The organism is Labrys sp. F242, assembly GCF_057813875.1.
On record NZ_JBVASG010000001.1, the window covers coordinates 1,172,224 to 1,189,553 of the forward strand.

The following is a 17,330-nucleotide window of genomic DNA, read 5'->3' on the forward strand; positions in this document are numbered from 1 at the left end:
GCGAGGGCGCACAGCATTTTTGCGCTGAGCGCACCATGTGGATGCCGCGGATGGCGGCGTGACACTGCATCCGGTCTTCCCTCCCTGGTGCTGAAATGTTCTTCGAAATTGTCCGGCTCGGCCTGATCCATGCCGCCGCCCTCATTGCCGTTGCGGCGCTGACCTGCCGCGACCAGCTGGTCTTGCGTGCCCTCCTCGTGGTCTCGACCCTGCTCTACATTCTCTATTACCTGGTCGTTCCCGAGATCATGCTGTGGGATGCGCTGTTCTGGACCGTGGTCAATCTGGGCGTGAATCTTCTGATGATGGCCAGGCTGGTTTTTGCTCGCACCCAGTTTCGTCTGAGCGCCGAAGAGCGACGGCTGTTTGCTGCCCTGGGCGGCCTGTCGCCGGGCGAGTTCCGATCCTTGATGAAGATCGGTCTTTGGCGACGCAGCGAGGATGGCCACACCCTCCTGCGCCAGGGGGAAGCGGTCGAGAAGGTCTATTATGTGCTCGACGGGCGGTCCCATGTGGAGAAGGCTGGCCGCAATCTGGTCATCGGGCCGCAGTCCTTCATCGGCGAGGTCGGCTTCCTGCGTCGCCAGCCGGCCTCGGCCACTGTGACGGTCGAGCCAGGCGCCTGTTATGTCGAATGGCCGGTTGCAGCCCTCAACGCCTTGCGGATGCGCCGCCCCCTGATCAAGGTCGCGCTCGACGGCTTGCTCGCCTCGGACATGGCGGCGAAGATGACGGCCGCCTGATTTCCCTACGGGCTCGAAAGATTGCCTCTTTCCGCAATGTCCGGATATTGGTACGACAAATGACCGTTCGGGGCGGATGGGGCGACGCCCGGCCGACTTCCGGACCGCTTCAAACTCCATGCCATGTTTGCCTGGAACGCTTTGCGAATTGACGGACTCGGTAAGACTCGCAAAGACGCTTCGAACCAAAGAACTCGAACCAAGAATTGGGCAAAGCGCATTCATCGCCGAACGCGCCTTGTTCCGGCAGGAAACGAAACCGAAATGACTTCCCCCCGCCAGGCCGGTATCGGGGCCGCGAGCGTCGGCATGGGCATCGCGCTCTTTCTCACCGGCGTGTTCTTTTTCGCCCTGAACGATGCCCTCGGCAAATGGCTGGTTGCCGACTATTCCGTCGGCCAGCTGTTGCTGCTGCGCTCGGTGGGCGCGGCCATCGTCCTCGTGCCGATGGTCTGGCACCTGAAGGTCGATCTCTTCGATTTCGGCCAGTGGCGGCTCCAGATCCTGCGCATCCTGTGCATGGCCGGCGACACCTACTGCTTCTATTTCGCCACGCGCAGCATGCCGCTCGCCGACGTCATGACCTTCTACATGGCGGCACCCCTGATCATCACCGCCTTGTCGGTTCCCCTACTCGGCGAAAGGGTGGAGCCGTTCCGCTGGGGAGCGGTCATCGCCGGCTTCATCGGCGTTCTCGTGGCGCTCCAGCCTTCGGCGGAACTGTTCTCCTCGGCCTCGCCCATCGCTCTCATCGGCGCCGTCATGTTCGGCCTGGCGGTCACCGTGACGCGGCAGTTGCGGCGCACGCATTGGCTTTCCCTCGTGGTCTGGCAGTTCGCCGGGGCGGGCGTCATCGGCGCGGCTACGATACCGTTCGCCTGGGTTACGCCAGGCTGGTTCGATCTTGCCCTGATGTTCCTCGTCGGCATCGTCGCCATGGTGTGCTTCGTATGCATCACCCGCGCGCTGGCCATGGCGCCGGCTGCCTTGCTCGCCCCGTTCCAGTATTCGGCCATGGTATGGGCCACTTTGATGGGCTGGATCGTCTGGCGCGATGTGCCGACGCTGCCGATCGTCATCGGCAATTGCATCATCATCGGCAGCGGATTGTTCGTCTTCTATCGTGATCGAGCTGCTGTATCCGCGCCGGCCGAGTAATCAGGGCGCGGGCGGCACGGTGGAGCCGCGGAAGACGAGATCGACAGGCCAGATCTCCGCGATGGCGGCGGGATTGGCGCTGTTGGCCAAGGCCATGGCGATCTCGGCCACCCGGATTCCGGCGGCATGGATCGAGGAGAAAGTGGTGGTGAGGGCTGGCGTCAGTGTCTCCGGCCGGATGGCGTCGAGGCCGTCATCATGGGCGATCAGCGACAGGTTCTTGCCGACGACCCGGCCTGTCTCCCGGGCCGCCCGCATGGCCCCGAGGGCGAGAAAGATCGACGAGCAGAGCAGGGCCGTCGGCGGGTCTGATAGCTCGAACAGGCCGCGGGCCATGCGGTAGCCGTTCTCCTCAGTCATGCGGGCGCCGCCTTCGAGTTCCGGAGAGGCGGTGAGCCCCCGGGCGGTCAACGCTCGGCGCCAGCCTTGCGAACGATGCGTAGCGAAGGTGAACCGCAGGTTTTCGTTGAGCAGGCCGATGCGCCGGTGCCCCAGATCGATCAGCAGCGTGGTGGCCTTGTGAAAGGCCCCCTCATTGTCGATGTCGAGATGGGGATAATGCAGGCCGGTCTGTGTGCGTCCATGCATGACCAGGGGCATGCCCAGCCGCTGCAGCAATGCGATGCGCGTATCGTCGATCGTCGGGGAAGACAGCAGCACGGCGTCGACCGACCGGACGCGCGCGAGGCGTCGATAGGTGCCGGCCTCGTCGCCCTGGGCGGAAGAGACCAGCACGTCATTGTCGGATCGAGAGCATTGGGTGGCGACGCCGGCGAGAAAATCGGTGAAGATCGGATCGAGCAGCATGTTGCGTTCGGACGAAAACACGATGCCGATCGCCCCCGCGCGACCGGTCGCGAGTTTGCGTGCGCTGGCATTGGGACGATATTGGTAGGTCTCGGCCGCCTCCAGCACGCGCTTGCGCGTCGCCTCGCCAACTTCCGGAAAGCCGTTGAGCGCGCGGCTGACAGTCGTCTGGGACAGACCCAGATGCTGTGACAGTTCCTTCAAGTTCACCGCAACGTTCCTTCCAGGCCTTCTCGTTTCTCTCGATGAACAGAAGCGGACCCGTTTTGCCGGGGATCGGAGAGAAATATCCGTCGGGCACAGCGAATAGCTCGCGATACTGCGCACCCTTCTAGGCAATTCCCCCAGCCGCAAGCAGCGATGAGACCGCATCTGTTCATTAAAGCGCTTTGGGCCAACGCTTTCTATTATTTTTTCTGAGTCAGCTTAGTTCTTTTCCGTCAAATAGGTAGCATAACCGCCGTATTTGTTGGGAAATTCACAAGTTTCTCACGCATTCGCTCAAAAAACATCAGCGGCATTGAATTTCAATCAAAATATTTCAATGGAGCATGCCACTTTCGGAGGATCTGTTCGGGCGCCCCAGTTGTTACGCAGTTTTGCCATGTGGTTGCCTTGACAAAGGCAGACTTTTGTCGGAATTAGAATTCAAAGCGCTTTGAAGTAGATTATAGAAGCTCTGCTAAAAGAGACCTCGAACGAGGAAATGTCGGTTGCCTATGCTGACCTGCCATAGAGGAGGCAGCTGCGGCACATTAAAGGGAGGAAGACCGCATGTTCATGCGTTGGGCCTTGGCCGCGACTGCCTCTATCGCTCTCACGAGCTTTGCCAGCGCTGCCGAAGTCGCGATTTCCTGCGGCGCAGTCGGCCAGGAATTGGCCCTGTGCAAGAGCGGCGCGGAAGCCTGGGCCAAGAAGACCGGCAATACCGTCAAGATCGTCTCGACCCCCAACGATACCAATGAAAGGCTGGCGCTCTATCAGCAGCTGCTGTCGGCTGGTGCGAGCGACATCGACGTCTTCCAGATCGACGTGATCTGGCCCGGCATTCTCGCCAATCACTTCATTGATCTCAGCCCCTACACCAAGGGTGCCGAGAAGGAGCATTTCCCCGCGATCATCGACAACAACACGGTGGGCGGCAAGCTCGTCGCCATGCCGTGGTTCACCGATGCGGGCGTGCTCTACTATCGCAAGGATCTTCTGGAGAAGAACGGGCTGAAGCCGCCAACCACCTGGCAGGAAATGACCGAGGCCGCGGCCAAGGTTCAGGAGGGAGAGCGCAAGGGCGGCAACGACAAATTCTGGGGCTTCGTGTTCCAGGGCAAGGCCTATGAGGGTCTGACCTGCGATGCGTTGGAATGGATCGACTCCTACGGCGGCGGCACCATCGTCGATGCGGAAGGCAAGATCACCATCAACAATCCCAAGGCGGCGGAAGCGGTAACGCTGGCCTCCTCCTGGATCGGCAAGATTGCGCCGGATGGCGTGCTCAATTACGGCGAGGAGGAAGCGCGTGGCGTGTTCCAGTCGGGCAACGCCGCCTTCATGCGCAACTGGCCCTACGCCTGGTCGTTGGGCAATGGCGCCGACAGCCCGGTCAAGGGCAAGATCGGGGTCGTGGCCCTGCCCAAGGGCGGTGCCGACGGCAAGAACACGGGTACGCTCGGCGGGTGGCAACTCGCCGTCTCCAAATATTCCAAGAAGGCGGATCTTGCCGCCGACCTCGCCGTCTATCTGACCTCGAAGGAGGAGCAGAAACGCCGCGCCATCGAAGGCAGCTACAATCCCACCATCGCCAGCCTCTACGAGGACCCGGACGTGCTCAAGGCCGTACCGTTCTTCGGCGACCTGAAAGCGACCTTCACTAGCGCGGTCGCCCGTCCCTCCAAGATCACCGGCGCCAATTACAACGAAGTTTCGAATGCCTTCTGGAACGCGATTGCCAGCGTGCTGTCCGGCAAGGCGAAAGCAGAGACGGCTCTCGAGGACCTTGACGGCGAACTCGCCAATATCAAGGGCTCGGGCTGGTAACATCCTCCCCGACTGCGCCGCGAACCCTCGGTTCGCGGCGCTCTTTCTTCTTCCTTCCTTCCCTCTCCAGCCGCATGGCCGAAGCCTGGGTCCTGACCCCGTGGGCGTGGCTATTGGCAGGTCGCATCTCGACTTCATGCGCTCCGACTTCAAGAATTTCGACTTGGGTGGTGGCGCATCCGCTGGCCAACTCTTCCTGCTTCCCTCTGGGAGTCCCCAATGGCAAGTCAATCAGAACTGACACGGACAAGGGTTCGGTCGGCATGGCTGTTCCTGTTGCCCATGCTGGTCGTGCTGGCTGTCGTCGCCGGATGGCCGCTGCTGCGCACCATCTGGTTCGGCTTCACCGATGCCAAGCTGAGCAGTCCCGGCAATTACAAGATCGTCGGCTTCTCGAACTATCTGGCCAATGTCGACGGGCGCTGGATCGGCCTGCTCGCCAACAAGGTGTGGTGGCTTTCGGTCTGGAACACGGTGTGGTTCTCGCTGGTATCCGTGGCCCTGGAGACGGTGCTCGGAACCATCGTCGCGCTGGTGCTGAACGCCAATTTCAAGGGGCGCGCCTTCGTACGTGCCGCGGTGCTGATCCCCTGGGCCATTCCGACCATCGTCTCGGCCAAGATGTGGCTGTGGATGCTCAACGACCAGTTCGGCATTCTCAATCACATCCTGCTCAGCCTGCACATCATTTCGAGCCCGGTCGCCTGGACCGCCAATTCGCAGACAGCGATGTGGGCCGTGATCATGGTGGATGTCTGGAAAACGACGCCCTTCATGGCCCTGCTGATCCTGGCTGCACTGCAGATGATGCCATCCGACTGCTATGAGGCGGCCAAGGTCGACGGCATCCACCCCGTGAAGGTGTTCTTCAAGGTGACGCTGCCGCTGATCCGCCCGGCCCTGATGGTGGCTGTGGTCTTCCGCGCCCTCGATGCGTTGCGCATCTTCGACCTGATCTATGTGCTGACCTCGGGTAGCCGGGACACCATCTCGATGTCGGGCTTTGCCCGGCTGCAACTGGTCGACTTCGCCAAGACGGGGCTCGGCTCGGCAGCGGCGACGCTGCTGTTCCTGGTGATCGGCATCATCACCGTGCTGGCTATGACCGTGGGTAAGGTGCGTGTTTCGGAGGATGCAACGCGATGACCAAGGTCCTCAAACCCATCGGATTCTGGCTGCTGGTCGTCGTCATCGTCCTCTACGCCGTTTTTCCGTTCTACTACGCCATCATCACCTCGATGCGTACGGGCCAGGCTTTGTTCTCGACCTCGCTGCTGCCCGACAGTCTGGACTTCTCCAATTATGTCGGCGTGTTCGAGCAGCAGCCCTTTGCCTGGAACATCTGGAACTCGATCCTCGTCGCCGTCACGGTGGTGCTGATCTCGCTCTTTTTGGGGGTGACGGCCGCCTATGCGCTGGGCCGGGTCCACTTCAAGGGCAGGGGCCTCCTCTTGATGACCATCCTGGCCGTGTCGATGTTCCCACAGGTCGCGGTGCTGTCGGGCATGTATGAGGTTGTGCGCGCCTTCGGCCTCTACAACACCATGCCGGCGCTGGTGCTTTCCAACCTGATCCTGACGCTGCCCTTCACCGTATGGGTGCTCACCACCTTCATGAAGGAACTGCCGCGGGAACTGGAAGAAGCGGCTTTCGTCGACGGCGCCAGCCCCTGGACGGTGGTACGCCGCGTGTTCATGCCGCTGATGTGGCCGGCCATGGTGACGACGGGCCTGCTCGCCTTCATCGCGGCCTGGAACGAATTCCTGTTCGCGCTGACCTTCTCGCCCGACAACCGCACCGTGCCGGTGGCGATCGCCTCGATGAGCGGCGCCAGCCAGCAGGAACTGCCCTGGGGCAACATCATGGCCGGCTCGGTCATCGTGACGCTGCCCCTCATCGTCCTCGTCCTCATCTTCCAACGCAAGATCGTCGCGGGTCTCACCGCTGGCGCCGTCAAGGGTTAAGCAAATGGCGAGTGTGACACTCAAGAATATCCGCAAGGCCTTTGGCCGGATCGAGACCCTGCATGGCGTCAACCTGGACATCGAAGACAGGGACTTCGTGGTCTTCGTCGGTCCGTCGGGCTGCGGCAAGTCGACCTTGCTGCGCCTGATCGCCGGATTGGAGGACATCACGTCCGGCGACCTCCTGATCGACGGACAGCGCGTGAACGACAAGACCCCCAAGGATCGCGGCATCTCGATGGTGTTCCAGTCCTATGCGCTCTATCCGCACATGAACGTCTATCAGAACATGGCCTTCGGCCTGGAACTGGCGAAGACCGATACGCAGACCATCGACCAGAAGGTGCGCGAGGCAGCGAAGATCCTGGAACTGACGCCGCTGCTCGAGCGCCTGCCCAAGCAGCTGTCCGGCGGCCAGCGCCAGCGCGTCGCCATCGGCCGCGCCATCGTGCGCAACCCCAAGGTCTTCCTGTTCGACGAGCCGCTCTCCAACCTCGATGCGGCGCTGCGCGTGCAGATGCGCATTTCCATCGCCAAGCTACACAAGCAGATGGGCGCCACCATGGTCTATGTCACCCATGACCAGGTGGAGGCCATGACGCTGGCCGACAAGATCGTGGTGCTGAACGCGGGCAATGTCGAGCAGGTCGGCGCGCCACTGGAACTCTACCACAACCCGCACAATTTGTTCGTCGCCGGCTTCATCGGTTCGCCGCAGATGAATTTCATCGATACCGAGGTGCAGGCGGCCGACGCCTCCGGCGTGAAAGTCGCCTTGCCAGGCGGGGGCAGCGTGGTGGTCAAGGTCGACGGCAACGGCGTGCGCGCCGGCGACAAGGTGAAGCTCGGCATCCGGCCCGAACATCTGCAGGAAGCCGGCGGGGAGGCCTCGTTCACCGGCGATGTCGAAGTGGTCGAGGAACTCGGCGAAAGCCATTTCCTATATGTGCGCACGGCGGACGGCAGGCTGGTGACATTGCGCCATGCCGGGGACGCACCCGTGGTCGCCGCGACCAAGGTGAATATCGGCGTGCCGGGGGAACTGTCGCATGTCTTCAAGGCCGACGGGGCGGCCCTGCGGCGGCTCCAGGCCTAGAACGATCTCGGCGGACGGCACCAGGGGCGTCCTTCGGGAACCCTTCGCGTAGCCGCCCGCCACCGGTGCAACGAGCATCGGTCCCGGCGAGCTTCGCCGGACCTGAAAATATCCTCAGATCCCACCTTCAATCATGCCCCAGGATGTGGCAGAGATTTTTATTAAAGCGCTTTGAATCGCCGTTGACGGCAAAGGAAACCCGACATGACTATCCGCGCACTCGTCTGGAACGAGAACCGGCATGAGCAGACCAACGCCCTGGTGCGCCAGCTCTATCCCAAGGGCATCCATGGCGAGGTAGCGGCGGCGCTGGAGGAGGCCGGCGGCATCAGTGTCGGTACCGCGACTCTCGACGAGCCCGAGCATGGCCTGACCGTCGAGAAGCTCAAGAATACCGACGTTCTGCTGTGGTGGGGCCACACTGCCCACGGCGAGGTCAAGGACGAGATCGTCAAGCGCGTGCAGGAGCGCGTCTGGGAGGGCATGGGCCTGATCGTTCTGCATTCGGGCCATTTTTCCAAGATCTTCAAGCAGCTCATGGGCACGCCCTGCGCGCTGTCCTGGCGCGAGGCCGGGGAAGTCGAGCGGCTGTGGGTGCTGAACAAGAACCATCCGATCGCCGAAGGCCTGCCGGAATATTTCGAGATCGAGCATGAAGAGATGTATGGCGAGCCCTTCACCGTGCCCGAGCCGATGGAAACGCTGTTCATCTCCTGGTTCGAAGGCGGCGAAGTCTTCCGCTCGGGGCTGACCTATCAGCGCGGCGCCGGCAAGATCTTCTACTTCCGTCCGGGCCACGAGGCCTATCCGACTTACCACAACGCCACCGTGCGCAAGGTGCTCGGCAACGCGGTGAAATGGGCTTTCAATCCCGCGACGGCCTGGAAGCGAGTCAACGAAGCGCCCAACACGCCGCATGACAAGGCGCCCGTGCCTCTGGAAGTGAAGGGGCCGCGGCTCCACGAGGATGGTGAAGAAGGCTTCCGGTGAATTTGGAGCGCGGACATCTCGGCGACATGCTTGCACGTCGCGATGTCCGCACTTCCTGATCGCGCCTGACGTTTCCAAGAGCGGACGGGATGTCCGCGCTCCCGAGATCATTCCATGTCCAAGATCCGCATTCTCGTGCTCGGCACCGGCAATATGGCGGCCAATCACGCCCGGCACTTCCAGGCCTCTCCCGATGCCGAGGTGGTGGCGGGCGTCGACATCGATGATGCGAGGGCGCGCCAGTTCAGCGACGAGCATGGCATCCCGCACTCCTTCGGCGATCTCGACGAGGCGATCGCCTGGGGCGGCTTCGATGCCGTAGCCAATGTCACGCCCGACAGGTTTCACCATCCCACCACGATGAAGCTGATCCTCGCGGGCAAGCATGTCCTGTGCGAGAAACCGCTGGCCGAAACCTTCCCGCAGGCCGACGAGATGTCGACGGCGGCCGAGGCCGCCGGCCTGATTGCCATGGTCAACCTGTCCTATCGGGATGTGCCGGCGCTGCAGGCGGCCCACGGCATCATTGCGCGCGGCGAGATCGGCGAGGTTCGCCATGTCGAGGCCTCCTATCGCCAGAGCTGGCTGGTGGGCAATCACTGGGGTGACTGGTCGACCGAGCCCCGCTGGCTCTGGCGTCTGTCGGAGGAGCATGGCTCCAAGGGCGTGCTGGGCGATGTCGGCATCCACATCCTGGATTTCGCCAGCTATGCCGTGAGCATGACGCCGGTCGCGTTGCAGGCGCAACTCGCGACTTTCCATAAGGCATCGGGCGACCGGATCGGCGACTATCCGCTCGATGCCAATGACAGCGCGGTGATGTCGGTGCGTTTCGAAAATGGCGCGCTGGGCGTGATCCATACCAGCCGTTTCATGACTGGTTATGCCAACACGCTGAAGCTCAGTGTCTTCGGCACCAAGGGCGCGATCGAGATCAATCACGGCCCCTTCACCAGCCTGCGCATCTGCACCGGGGACGGCATCCACACCCAGGCCTGGCGCGATTTGCACGCCGATCCGGTGAAGACCAATTACCAGCGCTTCATCGCGGCGGTGCAGAGCGGAGAGAACGCCGAACCCAGCTTCCGCCACGCCGCCAATCTGCAACGCGTGATCGATCGCTGCTTCGACACGGATATCGCCTCGGCCCCACCGATCGCCTGATCGTTTTTCGGGTGCGGGGGGCGAGACGCCCATAGGCGCTAACTTTGGGTGGTGGCACCAGATTGGAGGGTCGATCTCCAGATCGACCATCTTGGAAATGTCGAGCCAGATAGAGGACAAAGGTGGTCGATCTCGCTCCATCAATTGATGGAGCTGTGGAGATCGACCCTCCCGCTACCTGCGCCTCTGGCCGCAAAGTTAGCGCCCATGGGCGAGACGCCTGCGTCCCCGGGAGCGGCCTCACAGTGCCTGCGATCAGGCCGCGTCGGCGTCGAGCGCCTTCAGGAAGCGCTCGAGTTCCTCGCCGGCAATGCCGACGACCTGGTTCGGCGCCGGGAAGGCACCATTGGCGACGTCGGCATTGTATTCGGAAAATGCCGCGATGCGTTCCTTTTGCAGGCGCTCATATTCAGCGCGGAAATTGCGATAGACCTTGGCATGACGCGGATAATGCCCGTCATGGACACCGAGCACATCGTCTGCGAACAGGTATTGCGCATCGCATCCTCCGCCGGCACCCATGGAGATCATGAACAGGCTGGTCCGGCGGCCGATGGCCGCGGCGACCTCCACCGGCACCACTTCGATCTCCGCCGCAAAAGCACCGGCTTCCTCGAGAGCCTTGGTCTGCTGCCAGACCTGCCAGGCCGTCTCGAAGGTCTTGCCGACAGCCTTGAAGCCGCCGGTCCAGGTCCGATGCGAGGGGATCAGGCCGACATGGCTCACTACGGGAATGCCTTCGTCGCGAAGCCGCCGGATGGTGGCAAGGCTGGCGGCGCAATAGACGGCGTCTGAACTCTGCTGCCTGGCAAGGAAGGCGGCCCGCAGATAGTCTTCCGCGCTGACGTAGTGGCCATGTTCCAGCCCGGTCACCGCAAAGGCCGTCGGTGCCGCATCACGGAAAGCGGGCTCGGCGATCAGCTTGGGGGGAACCGAGAGCATGCCGATGCCGGCGCGCTCGGCCGCCTCGGCCTCTTCCAGTGTGGTGACTCTCAGTTTGGCGATCTGCTTCTTGCCGCGAAGCGCAAGCAGGTCGGCGACGGTGGGACGAAGGCGGGCCATGACGGTCTCCAGGGGGCTGCGGCAAGATCGCATCGTCGAGGCGCAGGACGGATCAGGCAGCGAGAAGGGATTTGAGGCGGGTGTTGGGATCGGTGAGCTTGTCCCTGTCCGGGTGCGCGCGCCTGGCAATCAGCATCTCGCAAAGCCGGATATCCCTGGCGATGGCATTGCCGGGGCCGATGCCACTGGCGGCGACCAGGCGTCCGCCATCGTCGAGATGGCAGAGGATGAAGGAACCGTCCGCACCGTCTCGGCGAATGGTATGGCGCCCCTCGTCGACCAGTCCGGCGACCTGCAGGGATAGGTCATACTGATCCGACCAGAACCAGGGAACGGCGTCAAAGGCGACGTCTTCGCCCAGCATGGTGCGGGCGGCATGCGCGCCTTGCTCCTGGGCGTTGCGCCAGGATTCCAGACGCACGCGCCGTCCGCCATAGACGGGCAGGGGAAAAGAACAGCAATCGCCGGCCGCGAAGATGGCTTCGTCGCTTGTCCGGAGCCTGGCGTCGACGGCGATGCCGTTGTCGACGACAAGGCCTGCCGCCTCAGCCAGCATTGTGCTGGGTGAAGCACCGACGCCGAGAACGACGAGGTCGGCGAGCACCAGTTTTCCGCTGGTGAGGCGGACGGCGAGGCCGTCTGGCTCCTCCTCGATGGCGGAGATGCCTTCGCCGCACAGCAGCGTGCAGCCTGCCGCTCGATGGCGCTCTTGCACGACCTCGGCGATATCGGCGGGCACCCCCCGACTGAGCAGCCGTGGAAGTGCCTCGATGATGGTGACCGCCGCGCCGCGCTGGCGGGCGCTGGCAGCGAGTTCCAGCCCGATGAAGCCGCCGCCGATGATGACGATTTCCGCACCCGGACGAAAACGTTCCCTCAGATGCAGGGCATCCTCGAAGCGCCGCAGCGTCACGCATCCGGGCCTGTTCGCGCCAGCCAGGGGCAGCCGGCGTGGCGCTGCGCCGGTGGCAAGGAGCAGCTTTTCATAGGTGAGGGCATTGCCGTCATCGAGCCGAACCAGCCGCCTGTCCCGCTCGATCGTTGCGACGGTGCGCTTGGCCAGATGGACGATGGCATCGGCCTCGAAGCGCTCTTCCGCCACGATATAGCGCGGGGAAGGGCCGGCTTCGTCCAGCAGCGTCGCCTTCGACAAGGGCGGACGCTCATAGGGGGCGTGGACTTCGTCCCCGATCAGGGTGATGGAGCCTGCCCAGCCGTTCTCGCGAAGGGCGAAGGCGGCCCTGGCGCCCGCCTCGCCGGCGCCGACGATGACCATGCCCGGTTGCATCGGATCAACCGAGCTGGATCTGGACCTTGCCGTCGGCGAGCCGGACGGCATAGGTCTTCAGGTTGATGCAGACGGGGGCGCCCTTGGCCTCTCCGGTCTTGTAGTTGAAGCGCCCATTGTGCTTGGGGCATTCGATGATGTCGTCCATCACCAGGCCGTCGGCGAGGTGGATCTGTTCATGGGTGCACAGCCCGTCCGTCGCGAAATATTCATCGTCCGGGCTGCGATAAAGTGCGTAGGTGCGGCCGGCATGATCGAAGCGCAGCACATCTTCCTGCTCGATATCCTCGCTATCGCAGGCGTCGATCCAGGTGCTCATTTTTTCCTCCCGATGTGATTTTGCGTCTTGTGTCTGTCAGTGGTGCTGGCCGGCGAAACGGGCACGCGGGTCGTCGGGCGTGACCACCTCGCCATGCAGGTCGGGGCGATAGGGCTGGGCGCTTGCAGGGAGCACGCGGCGCACGAAATATTCGGGATCCCTCCTCTGTCGAAACAGGGCCGGGATGATCTCGCGATAGGCCGCGATCGTGTTGCGGTAGGGCGTGGGCGTGTCGGCAAGCATGGCCTTATGCAGTTCCGGGAGCGCGTGATAGGGCACCATCGGGAACATGTGATGCTCGACGTGATAATTCATGTTCCAGTACACGAAGCGGAAAAACGGGTTCATGTAGACGGTGCGCGAGTTGAGGCGGTGGTCGAGCACGTTCTCGGCCAGGCCCGCATGCTGCGTCAGCCCGAAATAGAGGGTGAGCCAGCCACCATACATGGTAGGCAGCACACCCACGAACATCATCGGCAGCCAGGATTGCAGTGCTAGCGAGAGTGCGACGGTAGCGGCATGGATGGCGAGCCAGATGCGGGCGACCAGATAGACCTTGCCGCGCTCCATCTCCGGCACGAAGGTCTCTTCCTCCTCGCTGAGCCTGCCGGTGGCATGCAGGGCGAGGCTTTTGAGAGCAGCCCAGGTCGAGGAGATCGCGAAGACATTCGAGACGAGGCGCAGCAGTGCCGGCGGCCGCATGGCGGCGATCTCGGGGTCGCGGCCGACGATGATGGTATCGGTGTGGTGTCGGGTATGGCTCCAGCGCCAGATCGTCGGCTCGCGCATGATCATGAAGCAGGCGATGTGATAGATCACATCATTCATCCAGCGCGTACGGAAGGCGGTGCCATGCCCGCATTCGTGCCAGCGTGAGTCCGAAGCCGAACCGTAGAGAATGCCGTAAAGTGCGAAGAACGGCACGCACCACCAGCTTCCCCGCAGCACTCCGGCGGCAAGGCCGCTCACCAACAGCCCGGCCAGCCATAGGGCGGTGTCGCGGATCGCCGGAGCATCCTTGCGCTGCATGAGTTCCTTCATGCGCTTGCGGGGAATATCGCACCGATACCATTCGGCGGCGGCCAGGCCACTCTCGACGGCGGCCTGGGCATCGCGCCCGATCAGACTGTAGTCGCGCCGGGTCGGCATCATTGCGGAGCTCCCTTGTCCGGCCCGGTTCCGATCAGGCCTCATCCTTGACATCGATGCTATGTCGCACCGGTGCGGGGCTCAATGGGCGGTTGACAGTTTCTATCAAAACACGTCAAAACGACTATCATCATGATGTAATTCCATCAGAGACAGCCATGGCAAGGCCCACGATCCAGGATGTCGCGAGGGAGGCGGGTGTCAGTCCCGCAACCGTTGACCGTGTACTAAACGGCAGGCTTCCGGTCCGGCCGGAAACAGCCCGGCGCGTGGCTGAGGCGGCCAAGGCACTCGGCTACTACGCCGCTGGGCTGATCCAGCAGCGCCTCGATCGCGATACGCCGCATTTGCGGCTCGGCTTCCTGCTGCTCAAATCCGAGTCTCCCTTCTACAGCTTGCTGGCCCAATCCATCGCCGAAGCGGCCGCTTCGGCGCCCGGCTATCGCATCTCCGCCATCATCGAGCATCATGGCGACACCTCGCCGGCCGTGGTGGCCGAGCGGATGCACCGGTTGGGTGAACGGTGCCAGGCCTTGGCCGTCGTGTCGGTGGACCATCCCCAGATCACCGTGGCCGTCGCCGAATTAAAGGCCCGCAACGTGCCAGTCTTCGCCTTGCTGTCCGATTTCGCCGCCGAACATCGGGCGGCTTATGTTGGCCTCGACAATCGCAAGGCAGGACGCACCGCTGGCTGGCTGATCGCGCGGACGGCACGCCGACCCGGCAAGGTCGGCATCATTCTCGGCAGCCATCGTTTCCACGGCCATGAACTCAGGGAAATCGGGCTGCGCAGCTATTTCCGCGAGCATGCGCCCGATTTCGAGGTGCTGGACAGCCGTGTCAATCTCGAGGAACCGAGCATCGCCCATGAGGCGACCTTCGGCCTGATCAGGCGGCATCCGGATCTGGCGGGGCTCTATGTGGCCGGCGGCGGCATGGAGGGCGTGATTGCCGCCTTGCGCGAGGAAAAGGCGGAAGGGCTGGTGGCGGTTTGCCCCGAGCTGACGCCGGGCTCGCGCCTGGCCTTGAGCGAAGAGGTGATTTCCTTCGTCATCGCGACACCGCTGCCGCAACTGCCCGTGGAACTCATCCGCGTCATGGCGCAGGCCTGCCTTACGGGCAGCGTGGAAGGAGCCGGACAGATTTTCCTGCCCTTCAATCTCTATCTTCCCGAAAATATCTAAAACGTTTGACGCCTGCTCGGCCTTGCGGAGCGCGGCCGGGCACGTTGCCGGGCCCGGCCAACAGCAATGGTGCGCGCGATCCCGGCGACCGATGGTGCAGCGCGCGCGAGCGAGCGCGCAAAAGAAATGCGCACTTGACAGGGCAGTGCAAAAATAGAATATTAATTCCAATTAAGATCAAAAACGGTCCAATCATTCTATTTTGATGACAGGTACCGGAAAGCACATGGCGTCGGAAACCGGCGCTGGCGAGGTTGGAAATCAGGCGCTTGCGCCTGCAAGGAGTGTTTCATGACAGGCGGAGCCGAATCCTTCGCTCTCAACCATATGACCGCGCCGAAGCTGCGGCCTGCGGAATTCTTCGCGCTCGCCCGCAATCTGGGGATCGCCGAGGTCGAGATCCGCAACGATCTCGCCGGCAACGCCATACTCGATGGGACATCCGCGGTTTCGATGCGGGAGGAAGCGCGGCGAGCCGGTGTCGAAATCCTGTCGATCAATGCCCTGCAACGCTTCAACGAGTGGACCGCGGCGCGGGCATCGGAAGCGGAAGAGCTTGCCGATTATGCGGCCGGTGCAGGCGCCAAGGCCCTCGTGCTGGTGCCGCGCAATGACGGTGACGGGTGCGGCGATGGCGAGCGCCTTCCCAATTTGATCGAGGCATTGGAGGCGCTCAAGCCGATCCTGTCGTCACGCGGGCTGAGCGGTCTCGTCGAACCGCTCGGCTTCGAAATCTGCTCCTTGCGCCTGAAATCGGAAGCGGTCGCCGGTATCGATACGGTCGATGGTGCGCGGACCTTCAAACTGGTGCATGATACGTTCCATCATCATCTTGCCGGTGAGGCGGCATTGTTCCCGAACCGCACTGGGCTGGTCCATATCTCCGGCGTGGATGACACGTCCGTAGCGGTGGAGGAGATGCGGGACAGCCATCGCGGCCTTGTCGGGGCGGACGATCGTCTGGGCAATATCGCTCAGATCAAGGCGCTGCGCGCCGGCGGCTATACCGGTGCGCTCTCCTTCGAGCCTTTCGCCGAAAGCATACAGAAAATGGATGCCGGGCAGATCCAGGATCGCATCGCCGCGAGCATGGCTCTGATCGCGGCAGGGTTGATGTCCTGAGCAAAACGCGTTCGAGCATGAACGCGTTTTGCTCCAAGCCTTTGTTTCTACGGGCCTTTGTAATTCTGGATGATTCCAGCAAATCGCAAGGTGTTTTGACGGTCTACCAATTCCCCGCAAGGGGATTATCCGGAAAATGACGGGTGCTGCCGGACATCCGACCCAGGGAGGAGACACGATGAAACGGACCCTTTTTGCCCTCGCCGCGACGGCTTTGCTGTGTGGCACGGCGTCCGCCCAGAGCGTGGGCGTCAGCATGGCCAAGTTCGACGACAATTTCCTCACCGTGCTGCGCAATGGCATGACGGACTACGCCAAGACGCTGCCGAGCGTGAAGCTGCAGGTCGAGGACGGCCAGAACGACGTCAACAAGCAGCTCAGCCAGATTCAGAACTTCATCGCCCAGAAGGTTGACGCGATCATCGTCAATCCCGTCGATACCGATGCCACCCCGCAGATGACCAAGCTCGCCACCGAGGCGGGTATTCCCCTGGTGTTCGTCAACCGCATGCCGTCCGATACCAAGCTGCCTGAGAAGGTCGCCTTCGTTGGCTCCGACGAGGCCCAGTCCGGCACACTCGAGATGCAGGAGATCTGCAAGCTGATGGGCGGCAAGGGCGACATCGTGGTGATCATGGGCGAATTGTCGAACCAAGCGGCCCGCCAGCGCACGCAGGACGTCGAGGACGTCATCGCCAAGGAACCCTGCACCGGCATCAAGATCCTGCAGAAGCAGACGGCCAATTGGGACCGGACCGCGGCCATCGATCTGATGACCAATTGGATCACCTCGGGCATCAAGCCGGCGGCCGTGGTTTCCAACAATGACGAAATGGCGATCGGCGCCATTCAGGCGCTGAAGCAGGCAGGGATTGCCGGCGGCAAGACCATCGTCGGTGGTGTGGACGCGACGCAGGACGGCCTCGGCGCGATGAAGGATGGCGATCTCCAAGTCACCGTCTTCCAGAATGCCGAAGGACAGGGCAAGGGCGCCGTCGATACCGCGCTCAAGCTGGCCAAGGGCGAGAAGATCGCCGATCCGATGGTGTGGGTGCCCTTTGAACTCGTGACGCCTGCCAATATGGACAAGTACCTCAAGAAGAACTGAGCGCAATCGCGCCAAAGTCCCTCCGGTCGATGCCGGAGGGACCTGGAAATGTTCACCGCCTGTCTGGCCGCAGGTCCGGAGCCAAGCTTCGGGCGACCAGAACGCACGTCGGCAGCATGGCGCTGGCAGAGGGGAAATGAGG

General features: G+C 62.7%; 16 protein-coding genes. 11 read left to right on the plus strand and 5 right to left on the minus strand.

Going from position 1 to position 17,330, the window contains the following annotated elements:
• The first annotated feature begins 95 nt into the window (after positions 1-95).
• Together ACZYTC_RS05420 and ACZYTC_RS05425 are read left to right on the plus strand one after the other, a co-directional pair.
• Positions 96-743: a cyclic nucleotide-binding domain-containing protein gene (locus ACZYTC_RS05420; RefSeq protein ID WP_441772305.1), complete on the plus strand. Its 648-nt coding sequence runs from the start codon at positions 96-98 to the stop codon at positions 741-743.
• 264 nt (positions 744-1,007) lie between these two features.
• Positions 1,008-1,901: a DMT family transporter gene (locus ACZYTC_RS05425; protein WP_488989090.1), complete on the plus strand. Its 894-nt coding sequence runs from the start codon at positions 1,008-1,010 to the stop codon at positions 1,899-1,901.
• Here ACZYTC_RS05425 and ACZYTC_RS05430 read toward each other — a convergent pair whose 3' ends face one another.
• The gene (locus ACZYTC_RS05430; protein ID WP_434957033.1) at positions 1,902-2,918 is read right to left on the minus strand and encodes a substrate-binding domain-containing protein; all 1,017 of its coding nucleotides are present in this window, start codon (positions 2,916-2,918) and stop codon (positions 1,902-1,904) included.
• A 564-nt stretch (positions 2,919-3,482) separates the two neighbouring features.
• Between ACZYTC_RS05430 and ACZYTC_RS05435 the strand changes: the two genes are divergently transcribed.
• From ACZYTC_RS05435 to ACZYTC_RS05460, 6 genes are all read left to right on the plus strand, one after another.
• Complete coding sequence (locus ACZYTC_RS05435; RefSeq protein ID WP_434957032.1) at positions 3,483-4,742, plus strand: ABC transporter substrate-binding protein; 1,260 nt, start codon at positions 3,483-3,485, stop codon at positions 4,740-4,742.
• A 219-nt stretch (positions 4,743-4,961) separates the two neighbouring features.
• Complete coding sequence (locus ACZYTC_RS05440) at positions 4,962-5,888, plus strand: carbohydrate ABC transporter permease (RefSeq protein WP_434957031.1); 927 nt, start codon at positions 4,962-4,964, stop codon at positions 5,886-5,888.
• On the plus strand, positions 5,885-6,706 hold the full coding sequence (locus ACZYTC_RS05445) for a carbohydrate ABC transporter permease (RefSeq protein WP_434957030.1): 822 nt from the start codon (positions 5,885-5,887) through the stop codon (positions 6,704-6,706). Before ACZYTC_RS05440 ends, ACZYTC_RS05445 begins: the two co-directional genes overlap by 4 nt.
• A gap of 4 nt (positions 6,707-6,710) precedes the next feature.
• A complete protein-coding gene (locus tag ACZYTC_RS05450; protein WP_488989091.1) occupies positions 6,711-7,802 on the plus strand; it encodes an ABC transporter ATP-binding protein in 1,092 nt (363 codons plus the stop codon).
• Between the two features lie 204 nt (positions 7,803-8,006).
• Positions 8,007-8,792, plus strand: coding sequence for a ThuA domain-containing protein (locus ACZYTC_RS05455; protein WP_434957028.1), 786 nt, complete (start codon positions 8,007-8,009; stop codon positions 8,790-8,792).
• Positions 8,793-8,915: 123 nt separating this feature from the next.
• Positions 8,916-9,956: a Gfo/Idh/MocA family protein gene (locus tag ACZYTC_RS05460; RefSeq protein WP_488989981.1), complete on the plus strand. Its 1,041-nt coding sequence runs from the start codon at positions 8,916-8,918 to the stop codon at positions 9,954-9,956.
• A 255-nt stretch (positions 9,957-10,211) separates the two neighbouring features.
• On the opposite strand, the gene ACZYTC_RS05465 is transcribed toward ACZYTC_RS05460, so the two are convergent.
• Genes ACZYTC_RS05465 through ACZYTC_RS05480 form a run of 4 tightly spaced genes read right to left on the minus strand, consistent with a single transcriptional unit; the run spans position 10,212 to position 13,777 of the window.
• Positions 10,212-11,018, minus strand: coding sequence for a 3-methyl-2-oxobutanoate hydroxymethyltransferase (locus tag ACZYTC_RS05465; RefSeq protein ID WP_454814455.1), 807 nt, complete (start codon positions 11,016-11,018; stop codon positions 10,212-10,214).
• 52 nt (positions 11,019-11,070) lie between these two features.
• The gene (locus ACZYTC_RS05470; protein ID WP_488989092.1) at positions 11,071-12,294 is read right to left on the minus strand and encodes an NAD(P)/FAD-dependent oxidoreductase; all 1,224 of its coding nucleotides are present in this window, start codon (positions 12,292-12,294) and stop codon (positions 11,071-11,073) included.
• 16 nt (positions 12,295-12,310) lie between these two features.
• Positions 12,311-12,625 (minus strand): MocE family 2Fe-2S type ferredoxin, encoded by a 315-nt coding sequence (locus tag ACZYTC_RS05475; RefSeq protein WP_434957025.1) that lies wholly within the window; start codon positions 12,623-12,625, stop codon positions 12,311-12,313.
• 36 nt (positions 12,626-12,661) lie between these two features.
• Entirely contained in the window at positions 12,662-13,777 is a 1,116-nt protein-coding gene (locus ACZYTC_RS05480) for a fatty acid desaturase family protein (RefSeq protein WP_441772302.1), read from the minus strand.
• Between the two features lie 155 nt (positions 13,778-13,932).
• Here ACZYTC_RS05480 and ACZYTC_RS05485 point away from each other — a divergent pair, with 155 nt between their 5' ends.
• The 3 genes from ACZYTC_RS05485 (at position 13,933) to ACZYTC_RS05495 (ending at position 17,188) form a co-directional block, all read left to right on the plus strand.
• Positions 13,933-14,958: a LacI family DNA-binding transcriptional regulator gene (locus ACZYTC_RS05485; RefSeq protein WP_441772301.1), complete on the plus strand. Its 1,026-nt coding sequence runs from the start codon at positions 13,933-13,935 to the stop codon at positions 14,956-14,958.
• 291 nt (positions 14,959-15,249) lie between these two features.
• Complete coding sequence (locus ACZYTC_RS05490; RefSeq protein WP_434957022.1) at positions 15,250-16,080, plus strand: TIM barrel protein; 831 nt, start codon at positions 15,250-15,252, stop codon at positions 16,078-16,080.
• Positions 16,081-16,258: 178 nt separating this feature from the next.
• Entirely contained in the window at positions 16,259-17,188 is a 930-nt protein-coding gene (locus ACZYTC_RS05495; RefSeq protein ID WP_434957021.1) for a sugar ABC transporter substrate-binding protein, read from the plus strand.
• Positions 17,189-17,330 lie beyond the last annotated feature (142 nt).